Source organism: Lonsdalea britannica (assembly GCF_946477055.1).
Classification (GTDB): Bacteria; Pseudomonadota; Gammaproteobacteria; order Enterobacterales; family Enterobacteriaceae; genus Lonsdalea; species Lonsdalea britannica_A.
In genome coordinates, this window is the sequence record NZ_CAMKXG010000069.1 from 1 (window position 1) to 14,078 (window position 14,078).

The following is a 14,078-nucleotide window of genomic DNA, read 5'->3' on the forward strand; positions in this document are numbered from 1 at the left end:
CTGAGGGGGTTATTCGGGTAATGATTAAAAGATAAATATTTTTAATAAAGCCCCACATATATCTGTGGGGCTATCTTCAGCAGGAAATTTCAACTATTTCTCAATGCTGGATCTCAATCTGTGTCCAGCCTTGGCGATACATGCAGTCTTTCACCAGGATGTCTCGCTTACTCTCATTTTCATCACTCGTTGAGTAGCTTGTACTAATAGTTTTATGTTTTTCATCTTTAGATGTGTACTTGCCCGAGATTTGATTGTCAGGTGGCAAATCCCTGAGCGCCTGCGCTTTACATTGCGTTTCAGCAATAACCTCCTGTTGCTTGTCGGTGCCGGGCTTAACCCACTGATACTGAACACAACCCGTCAAGCTTATTAGGATTAACGTCATAACAACGGTCTTTTTCATGATACCCAATCAAAAGTAAAATAAAGTTAACTCTAACTATACTGCGATCGAGTTCCTATAAACAGAATATCAACACGTTAAGCGTTGGGGGATAGCACCGCGGAAAAGCCACTATTTTGAGAGAGCATACGGGCAGGCAGCTGTAGGCCCCGCAGGCCTCATTAGCTATGACTGCGGATAAACCGGGAACGCCAAGGTTTTAGTACCCATATCGCTAGCGCCGCCGTGACAAAATCCAGCGTAATTGCGCAGCCGAAGACGATGTGCCATCCCTGAGTGTGTTGATACAGCAACGCCGCCAGCGGTCCGCCCAGAATTGAGCCTACACCCTGCGACATATACAGCCAGCCGTAGTTAGCGGTCGCGTTTTGCGTGCCGAAGGTATCGGTCAGCGTCGAAGGAAATAGCGAGAAGATTTCTCCCCAGCCAAAGAACACGACGCCGGAAAGCAGCACGAACAGCAAGGCGTTATCCCGCGACATCAGCCAAAGCGTCATCGCGCACCCTTCCAGCGCAAAGGCGATGAACATCGTGTTTTCACGTCCGAAGCGGTCGGAAATAAAGCCGAACAGCGGTCGGGTCAATCCATTGGTGAACCGATCGATAGTCAGCGCCAGCGGTAGCGCCGCCATACCGAAGACCACCGCGCTGGTGATGCCGAAATCATGGGCGAAGATCGCCATCTGCGAGGTGACCATCAAACCGGAAGTCGACATCATCGCCATCATCAGAAACATCAGCCAGAACAACGGCTGACGCAACATCTCTTTGGAAGCAAACTGCCGGCGACTTTGTTCCAACCGGCTGGCAGGCTGTGACGCGGTATCCTCTTCGACCGGCACTCTTAACCCCTGACTGGCTAGCAGGCCCACCAGCGCGAACACGCTGCCATAGACCAGTAACGTCCACTCCAGTCCCTGCTGACCCAAACTGATAGATATTGGAAACGTGGTGAGAATCGCCCCCATACCATAGCCCGCGGCCACCATACCCGCGGCGAATCCGCGATGACGCGGAAACCAGCGCACCATCAGCCCCACGACGCCGACATACACAATCCCGGTCCCCAGGCCGCCAATACAGCCATAGACCAGATAAAGCATCGCCAGACTCTGAACCTGTGCGGCGAGCACCCAGCTGAGGCCGGATAACACGGTCCCCAGCGAGATCAGCAGCCGTGGCCCGAAACGGTCAATCAGCTTGCCCTGAAACGGCGAGAAGAAGGTTTGTAGAATAATCAGCAGCGAAAACGTGACCTGCAATTCAGGCAGGCTGACGCCGATTTTCTCTGTGAAGGGTTTAGTCATTAAGGTCCAGACGTACTGCGGACTGGATATCGAAGCCATACAAATTAACCCCAATACCATTTGAATCCACTTGGTGCGAGCCGATACCTGAATCGGCATGCTGAGCGTTGTCATTATTCATTTCCCCTTGCGTATCAATGTCATCGCGCATCGTCAGGATGCGTCGAAAAAAACTGCGATGGGAAGCCGGTCTCTTTGTGATGATGATGACTCATGCTGACCCCAGAGGGTGATAAGCACTATCTATGCCACCTGTTGGCCATGCCGGTAGGAAAAGCCAGTCAGTCAACCGGTAACGTGTTGACTCAATAAGGAATGAGTTGCCTTTCGAGGCTGAGGGCTGTTTTGATGCGGTGGTCACGTCATCCGTTTTCTTGCGTTGGCTTGCCGCTGTGAAAGACGTCCCGTGGTGCGAATCCGAGGCGGCCGCGCACTCTTTTCGTTCATTCGCGGCCTTTGCGTCGCCGTCGGTGGTCTTTTTTTGACGTAAAGTGACCTGCCAACGTGAGGGGGGGATCGCTCTTCTCCATTTCATTACGTTGCGTTACGGGCTACCCTTGGTATGGGCAAAATTAACGCTGATAAGGCAAGCATTTACTCCTTTTGCCGTTTCTTTTGGCGTTTGAATTGCTTGCAAAAAGGTAGAATTTACGCTGGCGCAGACATACACCGAGCTTTTTCTGCCGTGAAACATCTACTACACAAGGTCTCTTTGGCGTGGCAAAACTATTTTTACGCAGTGGCAATCTGGACGACTTTCTGGCGTTAGGAGAGAACGGACAGCCCGTTTACGCTTCGGCGCTGCAACTCAGGGAAACACTGCGTCTTCGTAAGCAGCAGCCGATCGCTGACTGTTTGGCAATACCCCAGTCCAATGAAAAAGGCGATCGCATCGACTGGTATGCGCCCGTCGCAGGCAAAATGACGTCCTGGATGGCCGCGAGTGATGAACAGCGCGAGCACGCGCTTGAACTGCTGGAACAGTACCAGCAAACCATCGCCGGGATTAGCGAGAAGGCGCAAATCTCCGAAAAACCCGCGCTGAAACTGTTTGGCGTCCTCTTGGCGAAAGCCATCCAGTTCCCCGGCCCCAACCACGTTTATCTTGTGGATGATAAGCCGGTCATTACCTTCTGGGGCTTCGTCAATCTCGGTAAAAAATCCCGCGTCGATGCGCTGGAGTGCCTGCGCCCCGTGGCGCCGCCTGAACCGCCTGTGATTGAGGTTGCGCCAGAGCCAGAGCCGGAACCGGTTGAAACGCCTGAACCTGAGATTCAGGAGCCTGAGCCGGCCCCTGAGCCAGAAACTGCCCCGGTTGAAACGCCTGAACCGGCGCCTGTGTTTGTGGTGCCGGACGCGCCGAAACCCACGTCACACTCTGTCTGGATGCGGGCGTGGTGGCTGATCCCGTGCGCCGGTTTACTGGTCACGCTGGGCATGCAGATCCGCAGCTGTGTTTCGTTGCCGCCTTCTGAGAAAACGCCTTCCATGGTCGTCGTTAAACCCGAAAAACGCGTGCTGGACGCTACCCCTGCGCCGGTAGAATCCCCGCTTCTGAGCTTCTCTGGACTGCCATTGGGTGATGCCACCTTGATGCCGCCCGTCGCGCCCCCTGCGGTAGCGAGTGAAGAGAAAACGCCGGAAACCGCGCCAGCCAGCGATGCGGCGCATGTGACGCCAGCGCCTAAAGGCGTACTGGTGATGCCGTCGGAATCCATCCGCGTTGGCTCCGTCCGGTTCCTGAACGGTAACTGGCAGGCGACCGCCATCGTGAAGAATCCGCTGACGGGCAAGCCGCCGGTATTGAAGTACCAGATCCAAAACGGTAAAGGCCGTGTGAGATTCACCTATGGCGATAAAGTCACCTGCCGTGCTGACGTCGAAGCCGGGCTTCATCAGTCGGGTAATCTGGTGATTAACAGCCGCTACCGGGCGCGTTGCAGCGACGGTTCGCGTTACAGCATGCCAGAAGTCGTCTGTAACCGGGTGGACACCGCCGAAGCGGCGGACTGTAAAGGCCGCTTTGACGCCGATACGATATTACCGATGACGATTAAGCGTGAGAGTAAATAATAATGCTGGCAACCATTACTGATTATAAACAACGCATTACGCTGATTCAGAATAGCGGTATCCAGTTTCTCGATTTCGCGATAAAACTTAATTCTGAGGCAGACATTGCCAACCGGTTTATCCGCAAGAGCGCCAATGGCCCTCTCCTGCGGTTGATTTACAACGAGAACAACGGCAAGTTCGTGCTCCCGGGCGAAACCAACGTTTTGCCAGAAGCGGTGAACCCCGAGTCGAACTTTACGCTGAAGCAGTCACTGAACCTGCTCAGTCAGGCCTGGCTGCCTCTGCCGTTTTTCCGCTTCAACCCGCCGCGGACGTTCCTCGGCGGCCCGAACAACTGGGCACGCGTTCAGGTCCTCGAACTGGACCAGCCGGATGACGACGGCAACACGCACCGCATCTGTCTGGCCTTCGACACGAAGGTATATCCGGAAAGCCATGAGTATGAGTCGTTAGCGCCGAGCGAGAACGACATCAACACTGGCCGGAACTATACGCTGGCCTACCACAGCGACGAACTGTACGAGTTTCTGGATCTGACCTGGGTCGACGGTTGGCTGCGCGAGACATTCTCCCAGCAGGCCGCGAAGCGTGAACGTCGCAAGCCGCACGAAATTCGTCAGGGGCTGCGCGACTTCGAATATCAGGCGCATTTCCTCAACCTGCTGGACGTGCTCGGCAACCTGCTGGAAATTCCAGAGGTGCAAATCACCGCCAGTACGTTGCAGGAACCGGCCGTCAACGTTGACCTGATCCTGGATGTGGGCAACTCTCACACCGCCGGAATTCTGGTTGAAGATCATGCAGACGAAAGTAATGGTCTGAAACAGACCTACGAAATGCAGATCCGCGATCTGAGCGAACCCCATTATCTGTACAACGAGCTGTTCGACAGCCGCGTGGAGTTCGCACAGGCCAAATTCGGCAAACAGAACTTCTCCTACGAAAGCGGCCGGGAAGATGCTTTTGTCTGGCCATCCATCACGCGTGTTGGACGCGAAGCCAGCCGTATGGCGCTACAGCGTCAGGGAACGGAAGGCTCCAGCGGTATTTCCAGCCCGCGTCGTTATCTGTGGGATGAAGAACCTTACATGCCCGGCTGGCGCTTTGGTCAGCCTGCGGGCGCCGCCCAGCAAGAACCATTGGCGACGGCGATGCCGCTGACCATGCTGGTCAATGACGAAGGTCAGCCGCTGTTTAATCTACCGCTGGATGAACGTCTGCCGGTGTTTGCGCCTCACTATAGCCGCAGCGCAGTCATGACCTTCATGCTGTCTGAACTGCTGGCGCAGGCGCTGATGCAGATGAACAGCGCCGCCCAGCGTCAGAAGATGATCCACGCCAACGCGCCGCGTCAGCTACGCAACATCATTCTGACCCTGCCCTCGGCGATGCCGAAGCCGGAGCGGGAAATCTTCCGCCGCCGCATGTATGAAGCCATCGGGCTGGTATGGAAAGCGATGGGCTGGCACCCGGCAGATGAGGACTTCCACACGCCGCAGGATAAAGCGCTGAGCCGCGTTCCCGTCCCGGAAGTCCAGATGGAGTGGGACGAAGCGACCTGCGGTCAGATGGTGTACCTGTATAACGAAGCGCAGGTGAACTTCGGTGGACGCGCAGAAGCGTTTTTCGCCAGCATGGCGCGCCCGGATAAAGAGCTCGCGGACGATGAACAGCCCGGCAAAACGCTGCGTATCGCCTCTATCGATATCGGCGGAGGCACCACCGACCTCGCCATTACGCAGTACTGGCTGGACGACGGCGTCGGCAGCAATGTGAAAATTATTCCGCGTCTGCTGTTCCGCGAAGGATTCAAGGTGGCGGGCGATGATATCTTGCTCGATGTCATCCAGATGTACGTCCTGCCAGCCGTACAGGCCGCACTGAAAAAAGCCGGCATGACCAGCCCTGAAGGGGTGATGACGCGCCTGTTCGGCAGCGAAGGCCGGATGGACGGTCAGTTGACGCTGCGTCAGCAGGTCACCTTGCAGCTGTTTATCCCTATTGGTCAGGCGGTGCTGGAAGCGTACGAAAACTTCGATCCGCTGGATCTGAATGCCGAGATCGATGCAACGTTCGGCGAGCTGCTGAGCCAGCTGCCGACACAGAAAGTCCTGGATTACGTCAACAGCGGCGTACAGCGTGAGCTGCCGGAAGAAGAAGTGGGCTTCGATATTCTGCAAGTGCCGCTGGTCCTGCGCTTAAGCAAGCTGCACGCCGAATTCCTGTCTAACCGCATGAGCATCACCCAGCATCTGCGTCTGATGTCTGAAGTCGTCTCGCTGTACGCCTGCGATGTGCTCCTGTTAACGGGACGCCCTTCCCGTTTCCCGGGGATTCAGGCCCTGTTCCGTCATCTTCAACCGCTGCCGATCAACCGCATGCTGTCGCTAGATGGTTACCACACCAGCGACTGGTATCCGTTCAACAAGCGTGGCCGGATTGATAACCCGAAATCGACCGCGGCGGTAGGCGCTATGTTGTGCCTGTTGGCGCTCGATCTGCGTCTGCCGGGCTTCTACTTCAAGGCGGGCGATTTCCAGCCTTATTCCACCGTGCGTTACCTGGGAATGCTGGACAGCAGCCAGGCGTTGACCATGGATAATGTTTACTACAACGATATCGATTTGGATGTCGCCGACTTTACCCTGCGCGAGCAGCCCGGTTTCGACGTGCGCGGATCGCTGTGTCTCGGCTTCCGTCAGTTGGACAACGACCGCTGGCCCGCCTCTCCGCTTTATTCCCTCTCGATTGTGGACCCGGAGCTGGCACGAAAAGTCGCGGGCGACAGCGTGCTGCATGTGCGTCTGGAAGTCGTCAAAGGCGAAGGCCACGACACGCCGGAGTGTTTCGAGATCGCCGAGGCCATTCTGGGCGATGGGCAACCAGTGCCGCCGCAGCATTTGAAACTCCGTCTGAATACCCTGGCCAGCACCGGCTCGGGCATGACTCATTACTGGATCGATAGCGGGAGCGTCTTTAAGAAATGAAACCATTAACGCCCAAACAACTATCGAGCCGACTTAACCGCCAGCTGCAGTCCGTCTCTCAGGGAGTCGATGAAGCGATAGCCTGGCTGGACGATACGCGGCGCAATGTCCCGCGTCTGGATATGGAAGCGGATCGCCTGAGCATCAAACTGCGCAGCAGCCGCAATCAGGCGCATGACCTGATGGAGTCCGCGACCAAAGAGATCGCGATGGGCTTCTTCGGCCTGTCGCAGGCGGGTAAGTCATACCTGATTTCCTCTCTGGCCGCCGGTGAAAACGGTCGGCTGGAAACCAGCGTCGGCGGATTGACGCTGGACTATCAGAAGCACCTCAACCCGACGGGCCAGTCCTCGGCGTTTGTAACGCGCTTCACCCGTCAGGCCGAAGGTAAAAACACGCCGAATCCGGTCCAGCTGCAACTGCTGAATGAAGCGGATATCGCGCGGATTATGGCGAACGCGTTTTTGTATCACCGCCGTACGCCCGCGAATGAAGAGCTGGATGAGCAGCACATCGCCGAGCATCTAAAAATGCTGGCGATGCATCGTCAGACCACGCCGGTTCCCGGCATGGACAGCGATGACGTGGTCGCGTTATGGGATTATCTGGTGCGTCACGACGGTAAGCGGCAAACAATTCTGGCCGGTCAGTTCTGGCCAACGGCGGTTGAACTAGCGCCATTCCTGAGCGCGGACGATCGCGCCAGCCTCTTCTCCCTGCTGTGGGCCGAACAGGCCGACATCACGGCCGCCTATCGTTATTTTGCTTATACGCTGCAGCATCTCTCCAGCGCACGCAAAGTGCTCGCGCCGCTGAGCGTGCTGGTTGATGAAAGCATGCATGCCGACGGCGGCATCCTGAACGCCAGCTTGTTCGACCGCCTGAATAGCCCGGCGGATATGAGCGTACAGGTCCGTCCTATCGTGGGCGGCCGCGCGGCGAAAACCGTCGAACTGTCTCTGGCGGAGCTGATGATGCTGACCGCGGAGCTGCAAATTCCGCTGCTGAACGCGCCGCGTGAAACGCTGTTCGAACAAGTCGATTTGCTGGATTTCCCCGGTTTCAGTCTGGTGAACGACGAGCCGGAGGCGGACGATGAGGAAGACTTCAGCCGTCCGTTACGCAGCGCCCCTCACCCGCTGGCGCAGACTTTGCTCTATGCGAAACGGGCCTACCTGCTGGAGCGCTACACCGACAGTCAGGAGATGAACGTCCTGTTGGTCTGTACGGCCGCCGCCGGTAAGCAAGATGTGAAAACCGTGGGTAAAGCGCTGGACTACTGGGTCCGCCATACCCAAGGTGAAAACCCGCAGGTCCGTAGCCGTCGTAAACCCGGATTAATATGGGCGGTCACCAAATTCGACCGACGCTTCACCCATGGACATAACAACGACGAAGCGGTTCAGCGCTATGTCGGCAACCCCGGCGATGCCTGGGGAACGATGCTGGCGCTGGACAAACGCGGCGTGAATCGTATGGCCGCGTGGCTGGATGCGGAGGTTCGCCGCGAGGTGAAACTCAACCGCGTTAATGAACAGTTGAGCGAACTGCAGCGTGAGCTGACCGAGAATCTGTTGGGAAGCTGGTATCAGCCGACGGGCGCGGATGCGCCAGCGAAAAAACAGCAGATTGCCGAGTCGATGCTGAAAGCATTGCAGACCCGAACCGGTGTTCACGGCGAAATGTTGGAACGCCTGTTGCCCTCGCGTGATGAGCTGCGCAGGCTCTATCTGCAACAACAGGAGTCGTCCCCGCGCAGTTATAACGCGTATCCGGACGATTCGGACGCCGTTGCGCCGCCTGCGAGCTATGAGCCTTTCGGCGTTGGGTTAGAAATCGATCTGTTCAGCGATGAGCCGATCAGTGAAGATCCCAAAGACGCCGAGGAACCTAAAGCCCCGGAAGCAGATATTGCCGACAGTCAGGGGTACGAAGCCGAGTTCGCTCGCAGCGTCTATCGCTACTGGATCACGCATCTGCGTAACCTGCCGGAAAATGACGCCATTATCGAACTGCTCGGCGTGGCCCGTCCGACAATCGAAATGTTGGTGGAAGAGCTGATTACCGCGGGTATTCGCCTGAAAATCGAAGAAGAGCTGCTCACCGTGTTGGTGAATGCTGAGCAGTTGGATCTGAATCGGGAAAATAAAACCGACCGTCAGGTCTCCCGAGCGTTAACCGTGCTGGGCGACTTTGTCGCGTGGCTGGGCTTCCAGCGTGTTAAAGAAGCGGAACGTCCGGAAAGCCGGGTCAATAAAGGACAGAAAATCTTTGCCCGTCCCGAAAAACAGGCTGGCAGTTTTGGCGCGACGCAGCGGTTGACGCGCCTGTCCGTGACGCCGACCAACAGCACGGCCTATTACATCTACGACTGGCTGATCGGTCTGAATGAAACCATTATCCGCAATGCGGGCTATGCCGCAGGACGGGATATCAAACCGAAGCAGCGCGAGCGTTTGGGACATGTCCTGGCGCTGATCAAGTCCGACGCGTAAACCTCTCGACACCGCATCTGAGGGATCAGATGCGGTGCTTGTTTCTCCCCAGCTCCTTCAGTTTTGTCGCGTCTGCGACGACATTCTCGCCCTTCTGCTCCCTATTTATCGTCCTGAGTTTGATACTTTCTGTTCCATCACGCACCTGCGTTATAACGCATGAGCCTATGGCTGAAATATGTGGCGGACAAAAGGCGATCCAGATCAACGCCTTTAGAGAAACCTGACAAAAACCATACAAAATCAGAACGGATTGTGGCCTGATTGAGTGAACGAAATTCGAAAAGCCTTTCTTTACGTGAAACTTTTTTTCACGACTCGCACAGCTAAAAATGGAATTGTCACCATGAATTTACACGATAACGCTTGTCAGCTTCACAGGGAGAACCACTTCAAGGTCAACGGATTCGTCGAGCTGGACGGTCGACAAACGCTGAGCCAGGAACTGGATGATATCCGCACGCTGCTGAAAAAAGCGATGGTGCTGGAGCATGCGGTGATCCCTCCTTACCTCACCATGCTTTACACGCTAAACGATGATAGAGACCGTTGGATATCGGATGTGATTCGCAGCGTCGTCGTCGAAGAAATGCTGCATTTCGTTCTGGTCGGCAACCTGCTTAACGCCGTGGGCGGTACGCCGGAGGTGAATGCGCCTGATTTCTTGCCGGACTATCCTGCACCGCTGCCGTTTGGCATTGACGATCTCGAAATTCAGCTGCATGCGTTCTCTCCCCACGCCATTCATCAGGCGATGCAGATAGAGCATCCGAAATATATCCGCCCCGAGGTCGTGGCGAATCACGTCTGTAGCGACATGACCATCGGCGAATTTTACGTCTATATCGAATCTCGCCTGCGGGCGGCCGTGAAGGCATTCGGCGAAGCAGCTGTCTTTTGCGGCGACGCTAACCGCCAAATCGCTCCTGAACATTTCACCTATGGCGCAGGCAGCAACGTGATCCCGGTCTATGACTTGAACAGCGCCATTGAGGCGGTGAGAGTCATCTACCATCAGGGAGAAGGATCGCCGAATCAACTCTGGCTCAGCGATGATGGCGAAATCGCGCACTACTATCGGTTTAATGAAATCTACTGCGGACGCCGTTACGTGTCTGACGATACCATTGCCAGCGGGCCAACGGGCGTCCAGCTGACCACCGGCTGGGACCATGCCGTCAAAACCCATAGCGGACTCAAGGTCAGCGACTACCCCGCGGGCGACGCGCAGGCGGCGATCGTGCGGTTTAATCGTCGCTACTGCGAACTGCTTGAACAACTTCAGCAGGGACTGTGTGGGAAACCTCAAAAGCTGATGCCGACGCTGGCTTCAATGCATGCGCTGCGGGATGACTTCTTACATATCGTCCGTATGCCGTATCCCGGCGATAGCGGCTATTTTTGCGCCCCGACGTTTGAATACACTCCGCCTAAAGTGACAGCGTCACCCAGCGTCGTGCCGGACGTGAGCTTCAATAGCAATCAGAAAACGCTGAGCACGCTGATGCAGGCCTATGCTTCCGGCGATGTACAGAAGGCGGTGGCGTGTATGAGTGAACACATCATCTGGGATATCTCCGGCCCCATCGACGTTCCCTATGCGGGCGTGTTTTATGGCCATGACGGCTTTAGTCGCTACTGGTCGCTGATGGAACAAACGGTGGAGTTCAGCAGCATTGGCACCGAGAACGTGTTTTTCAACGGCAACGAAGCGATGGCTTATGGCGGCGAGCAAGGTATCACCAAGACGACGCGCGTACCCTACAGTTATGACTGGGCGATTCGCTACGAGTTTAATGACGATCATAAAGTGGTGCTAATGCGTCAGTACTTCAACCCGATGCGGATTCAGGCGGCGTTAGCTGCGTCTCATGCCGTGGGCGAACCGAACGGCTAGGCGGAGAAAAAGGACGAGGGTCTGTGGATAGGCCCTCGTCCGGCAGGGATTATTTGGCGGGCAGCGCATGCATTTTATCGCTGATGTCGAGGACCAGTTTATCCTGAGCCGCGACGGCGGCGGGCAGAACGGCGGTATCCGTGAACGTCACGGGTTGCACTTCCATAATCCGCCCTTGGACGTAAGTGGCGCACAGGGAATGAAGTACCTGTTTGTTCAGCATCGTTTGCAGACAGCGAATGGTTGAACCGTTGCTGCTGGTCAGCGTCCGTTTCTCCGGCTGGATGCGCTGGCGCAGCATCTCTTTTTCTGCACTGGCGATGACGGCGTCGACATCGCTCTCCCGATCGGCGTGAGGAATTTCGCCGCTCATATTGACCGGCAGCGTATACAGCGAGACCAGCGCTTTACGGTTTGTCGCCGCCTCAATGTACTCGGCATCAATAATATGGTTGGTGGTGTCCGCGTTCAGGCTGCGTCGCGTCAAACCGCTGATCGTGTTCGGTAGCGCAGAGGCCAATGCCTGTGACGTATAACCCTCTATGTTGTCTGCGTTAGTGTCCTGCGTCTGACCAATCACCGGCGTCGTCAGCAACAATGTGGCGAGGATATAACTGGCCCGAAATTTCATCGGCATAACTCCATCCCTATTTCTTTATTAAGAGTGAATATTTTGACTTAATGGGTTCTTATCGGCTGCGTTTCCAGATTCTTTTCTGTCGCGGCCCTGTTTGTACTAAAAAGCAGCAATTTAGCGTAATCATCAAAAAATCCGCCTGATACTGCTCCCCGCGGTTGTCGATGATCTAACCATAGTCAAAAAGTGAAGCCGATAGTATGCTCATTCGGCCATTCATCTTTCTGAGAGAACCGTGATGCAAACATTTCTGCTGGATAAAATTGCGACGCCGATTGGTGAGTTGATGGTGGTTGCCGATGAAAATCACCACCTGCGCGCACTTGAATGGAGCGAATTTGAAGGAAAACTGCATCGCACGCTGGAGCGACGCTATCGCGACTCGCCCGTGCGGCTGGCCTCCTCGGCTAATCCCGGCGGACTGAGCGACACCCTGCAGCGCTATTTCGCGGGAGAGTTGACCGCGATTGATTCACTGCCGGTTGCGGCAGTAGGCACCGATTTTCAGCAGCAAGTGTGGAAGGCATTGCGAGATATTCCATGCGGATCGGTAATGAGTTACGGTCAGCTTGCCGCGCGTCTCGGACGCCCGACGGCATCGCGCGCCGTCGGTATGGCAAACGGCGCAAACCCGATTTGCATTGTTGTTCCCTGCCATCGAGTCATCGGCGCAGGTGGTGCGCTAACCGGTTATGCCGGTGGCATTCAACGTAAGCAATGGCTGCTAATACATGAAGGTTACTTATCATAGCCAGGTGTAATTCATCGGGTAACATTTTCACATTGGCTTATACCTTCGCCTCCAATGGTTAACACGAGGTTACCAGCCATTCACATTTCTGAACTCTCAGAGCGTGATATTCACTCTTCTTGGGTGTCTGTGGTCTTATCAGTGACCTTAAAAGCTGTTAAAATTGACCAATGTCAATTATCGCCAGAGCAAAACCTATGATTCCTGAAAAGCGCATAATCCGACGCATCCAGTCTGGTGGTTGCGCAATCCATTGTCAGGATTGCAGCATCAGCCAACTCTGCATCCCCTTTACCTTAAATGAGCACGAGCTGGACCAGCTCGACAACATCATTGAAAGGAAAAAACCGATCCAGAAAGGACAAGCGTTATTCAAGGCCGGTGATGAGCTGAAATCCCTCTATGCCATTCGCTCTGGAACGATTAAAAGCTACACCATTACCGAACAGGGCGACGAGCAGATTACCGGGTTTCACCTGGCCGGCGATCTGGTCGGTTTCGATGCCATTGGCAACGCCCTGCACCCGAGCTTTGCGCAGGCGTTAGAAACGTCGATGGTTTGCGAAATCCCCTTCGAGACGCTGGACGACCTGTCTGGAAAAATGCCTAATTTGCGTCAACAGATGATGCGGTTGATGAGCGGTGAAATCCGTAGCGACCAGGACATGATCCTGCTGCTGTCCAAAAAGAACGCGGAAGAGCGTCTGGCAGCCTTTATCTACAACCTGTCACGCCGTTTTGCGCAACGAGGCTTCTCTCCCCGCGAATTCCGTCTGACCATGACCCGTGGCGACATCGGTAACTACCTTGGCCTGACGGTCGAAACCATCAGCCGTTTGCTGGGCCGTTTTCAGAAAAGCGGGACGTTGGCGGTGAAAGGCAAATACATCACGATTGAAAAAATCGAAGCGTTGGCCGAACTAGCCGGAACCGCCCGCCAGAAAATCTAATTATCCTGCCGAATCAAGGGTTGTTCTCAATTATTGATTCGGCTCCCATCATCAGTTGTTCAAAATAATTTTCTTGGGGTACTCTTATTTATACTGGCTGCGAATCGTCAGCCTAAAGGAGGACCTATGGCGAAGTATCAGAATCTACTGGTCGCTATTGACCCTAATCAGGATGACCAACCGGCACTGCGTCGCGCCGTGTACTTGGTGCAACGGCTTGGCGGCCGTATCAAGGCGTTTCTGCCGATCTACGATTTTTCCTACGAAATGACGACGCTGCTGTCTCCCGATGAACGGATTGAAATGCGGCAAGGCGTTATCGCTCAGCGAACAGAATGGATTGCTCAGCAAAGCCAGTATTATCGAGATATGGGCATCCCCATCGAGATCAAAGTGGTTTGGCATAGCAAGCCGTTCGAAGCCATCATCGAAGAAGTCATCGCAGGCAAGCACGACCTGCTGTTGAAAATGGCACACCAGCACGATCGGTTGGAAGCGGTCATCTTTACGCCGACCGACTGGCAGCTGTTGCGCAAATGTCCCTGCCCGGTCTGGATGGTGAAAGATCAGCC

Annotated in this window: 10 protein-coding genes; 7 read left to right on the plus strand and 3 right to left on the minus strand. The window is 55.2% G+C overall.

Going from position 1 to position 14,078, the window contains the following annotated elements; translation table 11 throughout:
• Positions 1-100: 100 nt before the first annotated feature.
• Positions 101-406: a hypothetical protein gene (locus Q7O77_RS06920; protein ID WP_304164834.1), complete on the minus strand. Its 306-nt coding sequence runs from the start codon at positions 404-406 to the stop codon at positions 101-103.
• Positions 407-567: 161 nt separating this feature from the next.
• Entirely contained in the window at positions 568-1,827 is a 1,260-nt protein-coding gene (oxlT, locus tag Q7O77_RS06925) for an oxalate/formate MFS antiporter (RefSeq protein ID WP_304164837.1), read from the minus strand.
• Between the two features lie 603 nt (positions 1,828-2,430).
• Between oxlT and Q7O77_RS06930 the strand changes: the two genes are divergently transcribed.
• The 4 genes from Q7O77_RS06930 to Q7O77_RS06945 all read left to right on the plus strand — a co-directional run bounded on the left by Q7O77_RS06930 (position 2,431) and on the right by Q7O77_RS06945 (position 11,168).
• Entirely contained in the window at positions 2,431-3,786 is a 1,356-nt protein-coding gene (locus Q7O77_RS06930; protein ID WP_304164839.1) for an SrfA family protein, read from the plus strand.
• Between the two features lie 2 nt (positions 3,787-3,788).
• A complete protein-coding gene (locus tag Q7O77_RS06935) occupies positions 3,789-6,776 on the plus strand; it encodes a virulence factor SrfB (RefSeq protein ID WP_304164841.1) in 2,988 nt (995 codons plus the stop codon).
• Positions 6,773-9,271, plus strand: a complete 2,499-nt coding sequence (locus Q7O77_RS06940) for a putative virulence factor (protein WP_304164844.1) — start codon at positions 6,773-6,775, stop codon at positions 9,269-9,271. The genes Q7O77_RS06935 and Q7O77_RS06940 overlap by 4 nt, the downstream gene beginning before the upstream one ends.
• 346 nt (positions 9,272-9,617) lie before the next feature.
• On the plus strand, positions 9,618-11,168 hold the full coding sequence (locus tag Q7O77_RS06945; protein ID WP_304164847.1) for a ferritin-like domain-containing protein: 1,551 nt from the start codon (positions 9,618-9,620) through the stop codon (positions 11,166-11,168).
• 49 nt (positions 11,169-11,217) lie between these two features.
• Here Q7O77_RS06945 and Q7O77_RS06950 read toward each other — a convergent pair whose 3' ends face one another.
• Positions 11,218-11,805 (minus strand): hypothetical protein, encoded by a 588-nt coding sequence (locus tag Q7O77_RS06950; RefSeq protein WP_304164850.1) that lies wholly within the window; start codon positions 11,803-11,805, stop codon positions 11,218-11,220.
• A 238-nt stretch (positions 11,806-12,043) separates the two neighbouring features.
• On the opposite strand from Q7O77_RS06950, the gene ogt reads away from it, so the two are divergent.
• The 3 genes from ogt to uspE all read left to right on the plus strand — a co-directional run.
• Positions 12,044-12,556 carry a methylated-DNA--[protein]-cysteine S-methyltransferase gene (gene ogt, locus Q7O77_RS06955; RefSeq protein ID WP_304164853.1) on the plus strand — a complete coding sequence of 171 codons (513 nt, stop codon included), beginning with the start codon at positions 12,044-12,046 and terminating at the stop codon, positions 12,554-12,556.
• A 197-nt stretch (positions 12,557-12,753) separates the two neighbouring features.
• Positions 12,754-13,506 carry a fumarate/nitrate reduction transcriptional regulator Fnr gene (fnr, locus tag Q7O77_RS06960; protein ID WP_085652022.1) on the plus strand — a complete coding sequence of 251 codons (753 nt, stop codon included), beginning with the start codon at positions 12,754-12,756 and terminating at the stop codon, positions 13,504-13,506.
• Between the two features lie 126 nt (positions 13,507-13,632).
• A partial coding sequence (gene uspE, locus Q7O77_RS06965) for a universal stress protein UspE (RefSeq protein ID WP_304164861.1) occupies positions 13,633-14,078 on the plus strand: 446 nt, incomplete at its 3' end.

Excerpts from the sequence above, each read along its gene's own strand:
- Q7O77_RS06950 (WP_304164850.1), bottom strand. The coding sequence starts at position 11,805 with ATGCCGATGAAATTTCGGGCCAGTTATATCCTCGCCACATTGTTGCTG.
- Q7O77_RS06940 (WP_304164844.1), top strand. The coding sequence starts at position 6,773 with ATGAAACCATTAACGCCCAAACAACTATCGAGCCGACTTAACCGCCAG.
- Q7O77_RS06935 (WP_304164841.1), top strand. The coding sequence starts at position 3,789 with ATGCTGGCAACCATTACTGATTATAAACAACGCATTACGCTGATTCAG.
- fnr (WP_085652022.1), top strand. The coding sequence starts at position 12,754 with ATGATTCCTGAAAAGCGCATAATCCGACGCATCCAGTCTGGTGGTTGC.
- ogt (WP_304164853.1), top strand. The coding sequence starts at position 12,044 with ATGCAAACATTTCTGCTGGATAAAATTGCGACGCCGATTGGTGAGTTG.
- oxlT (WP_304164837.1), bottom strand. The coding sequence starts at position 1,827 with ATGACAACGCTCAGCATGCCGATTCAGGTATCGGCTCGCACCAAGTGG.
- Q7O77_RS06945 (WP_304164847.1), top strand. The coding sequence starts at position 9,618 with ATGAATTTACACGATAACGCTTGTCAGCTTCACAGGGAGAACCACTTC.
- Q7O77_RS06920 (WP_304164834.1), bottom strand. The coding sequence starts at position 406 with ATGAAAAAGACCGTTGTTATGACGTTAATCCTAATAAGCTTGACGGGT.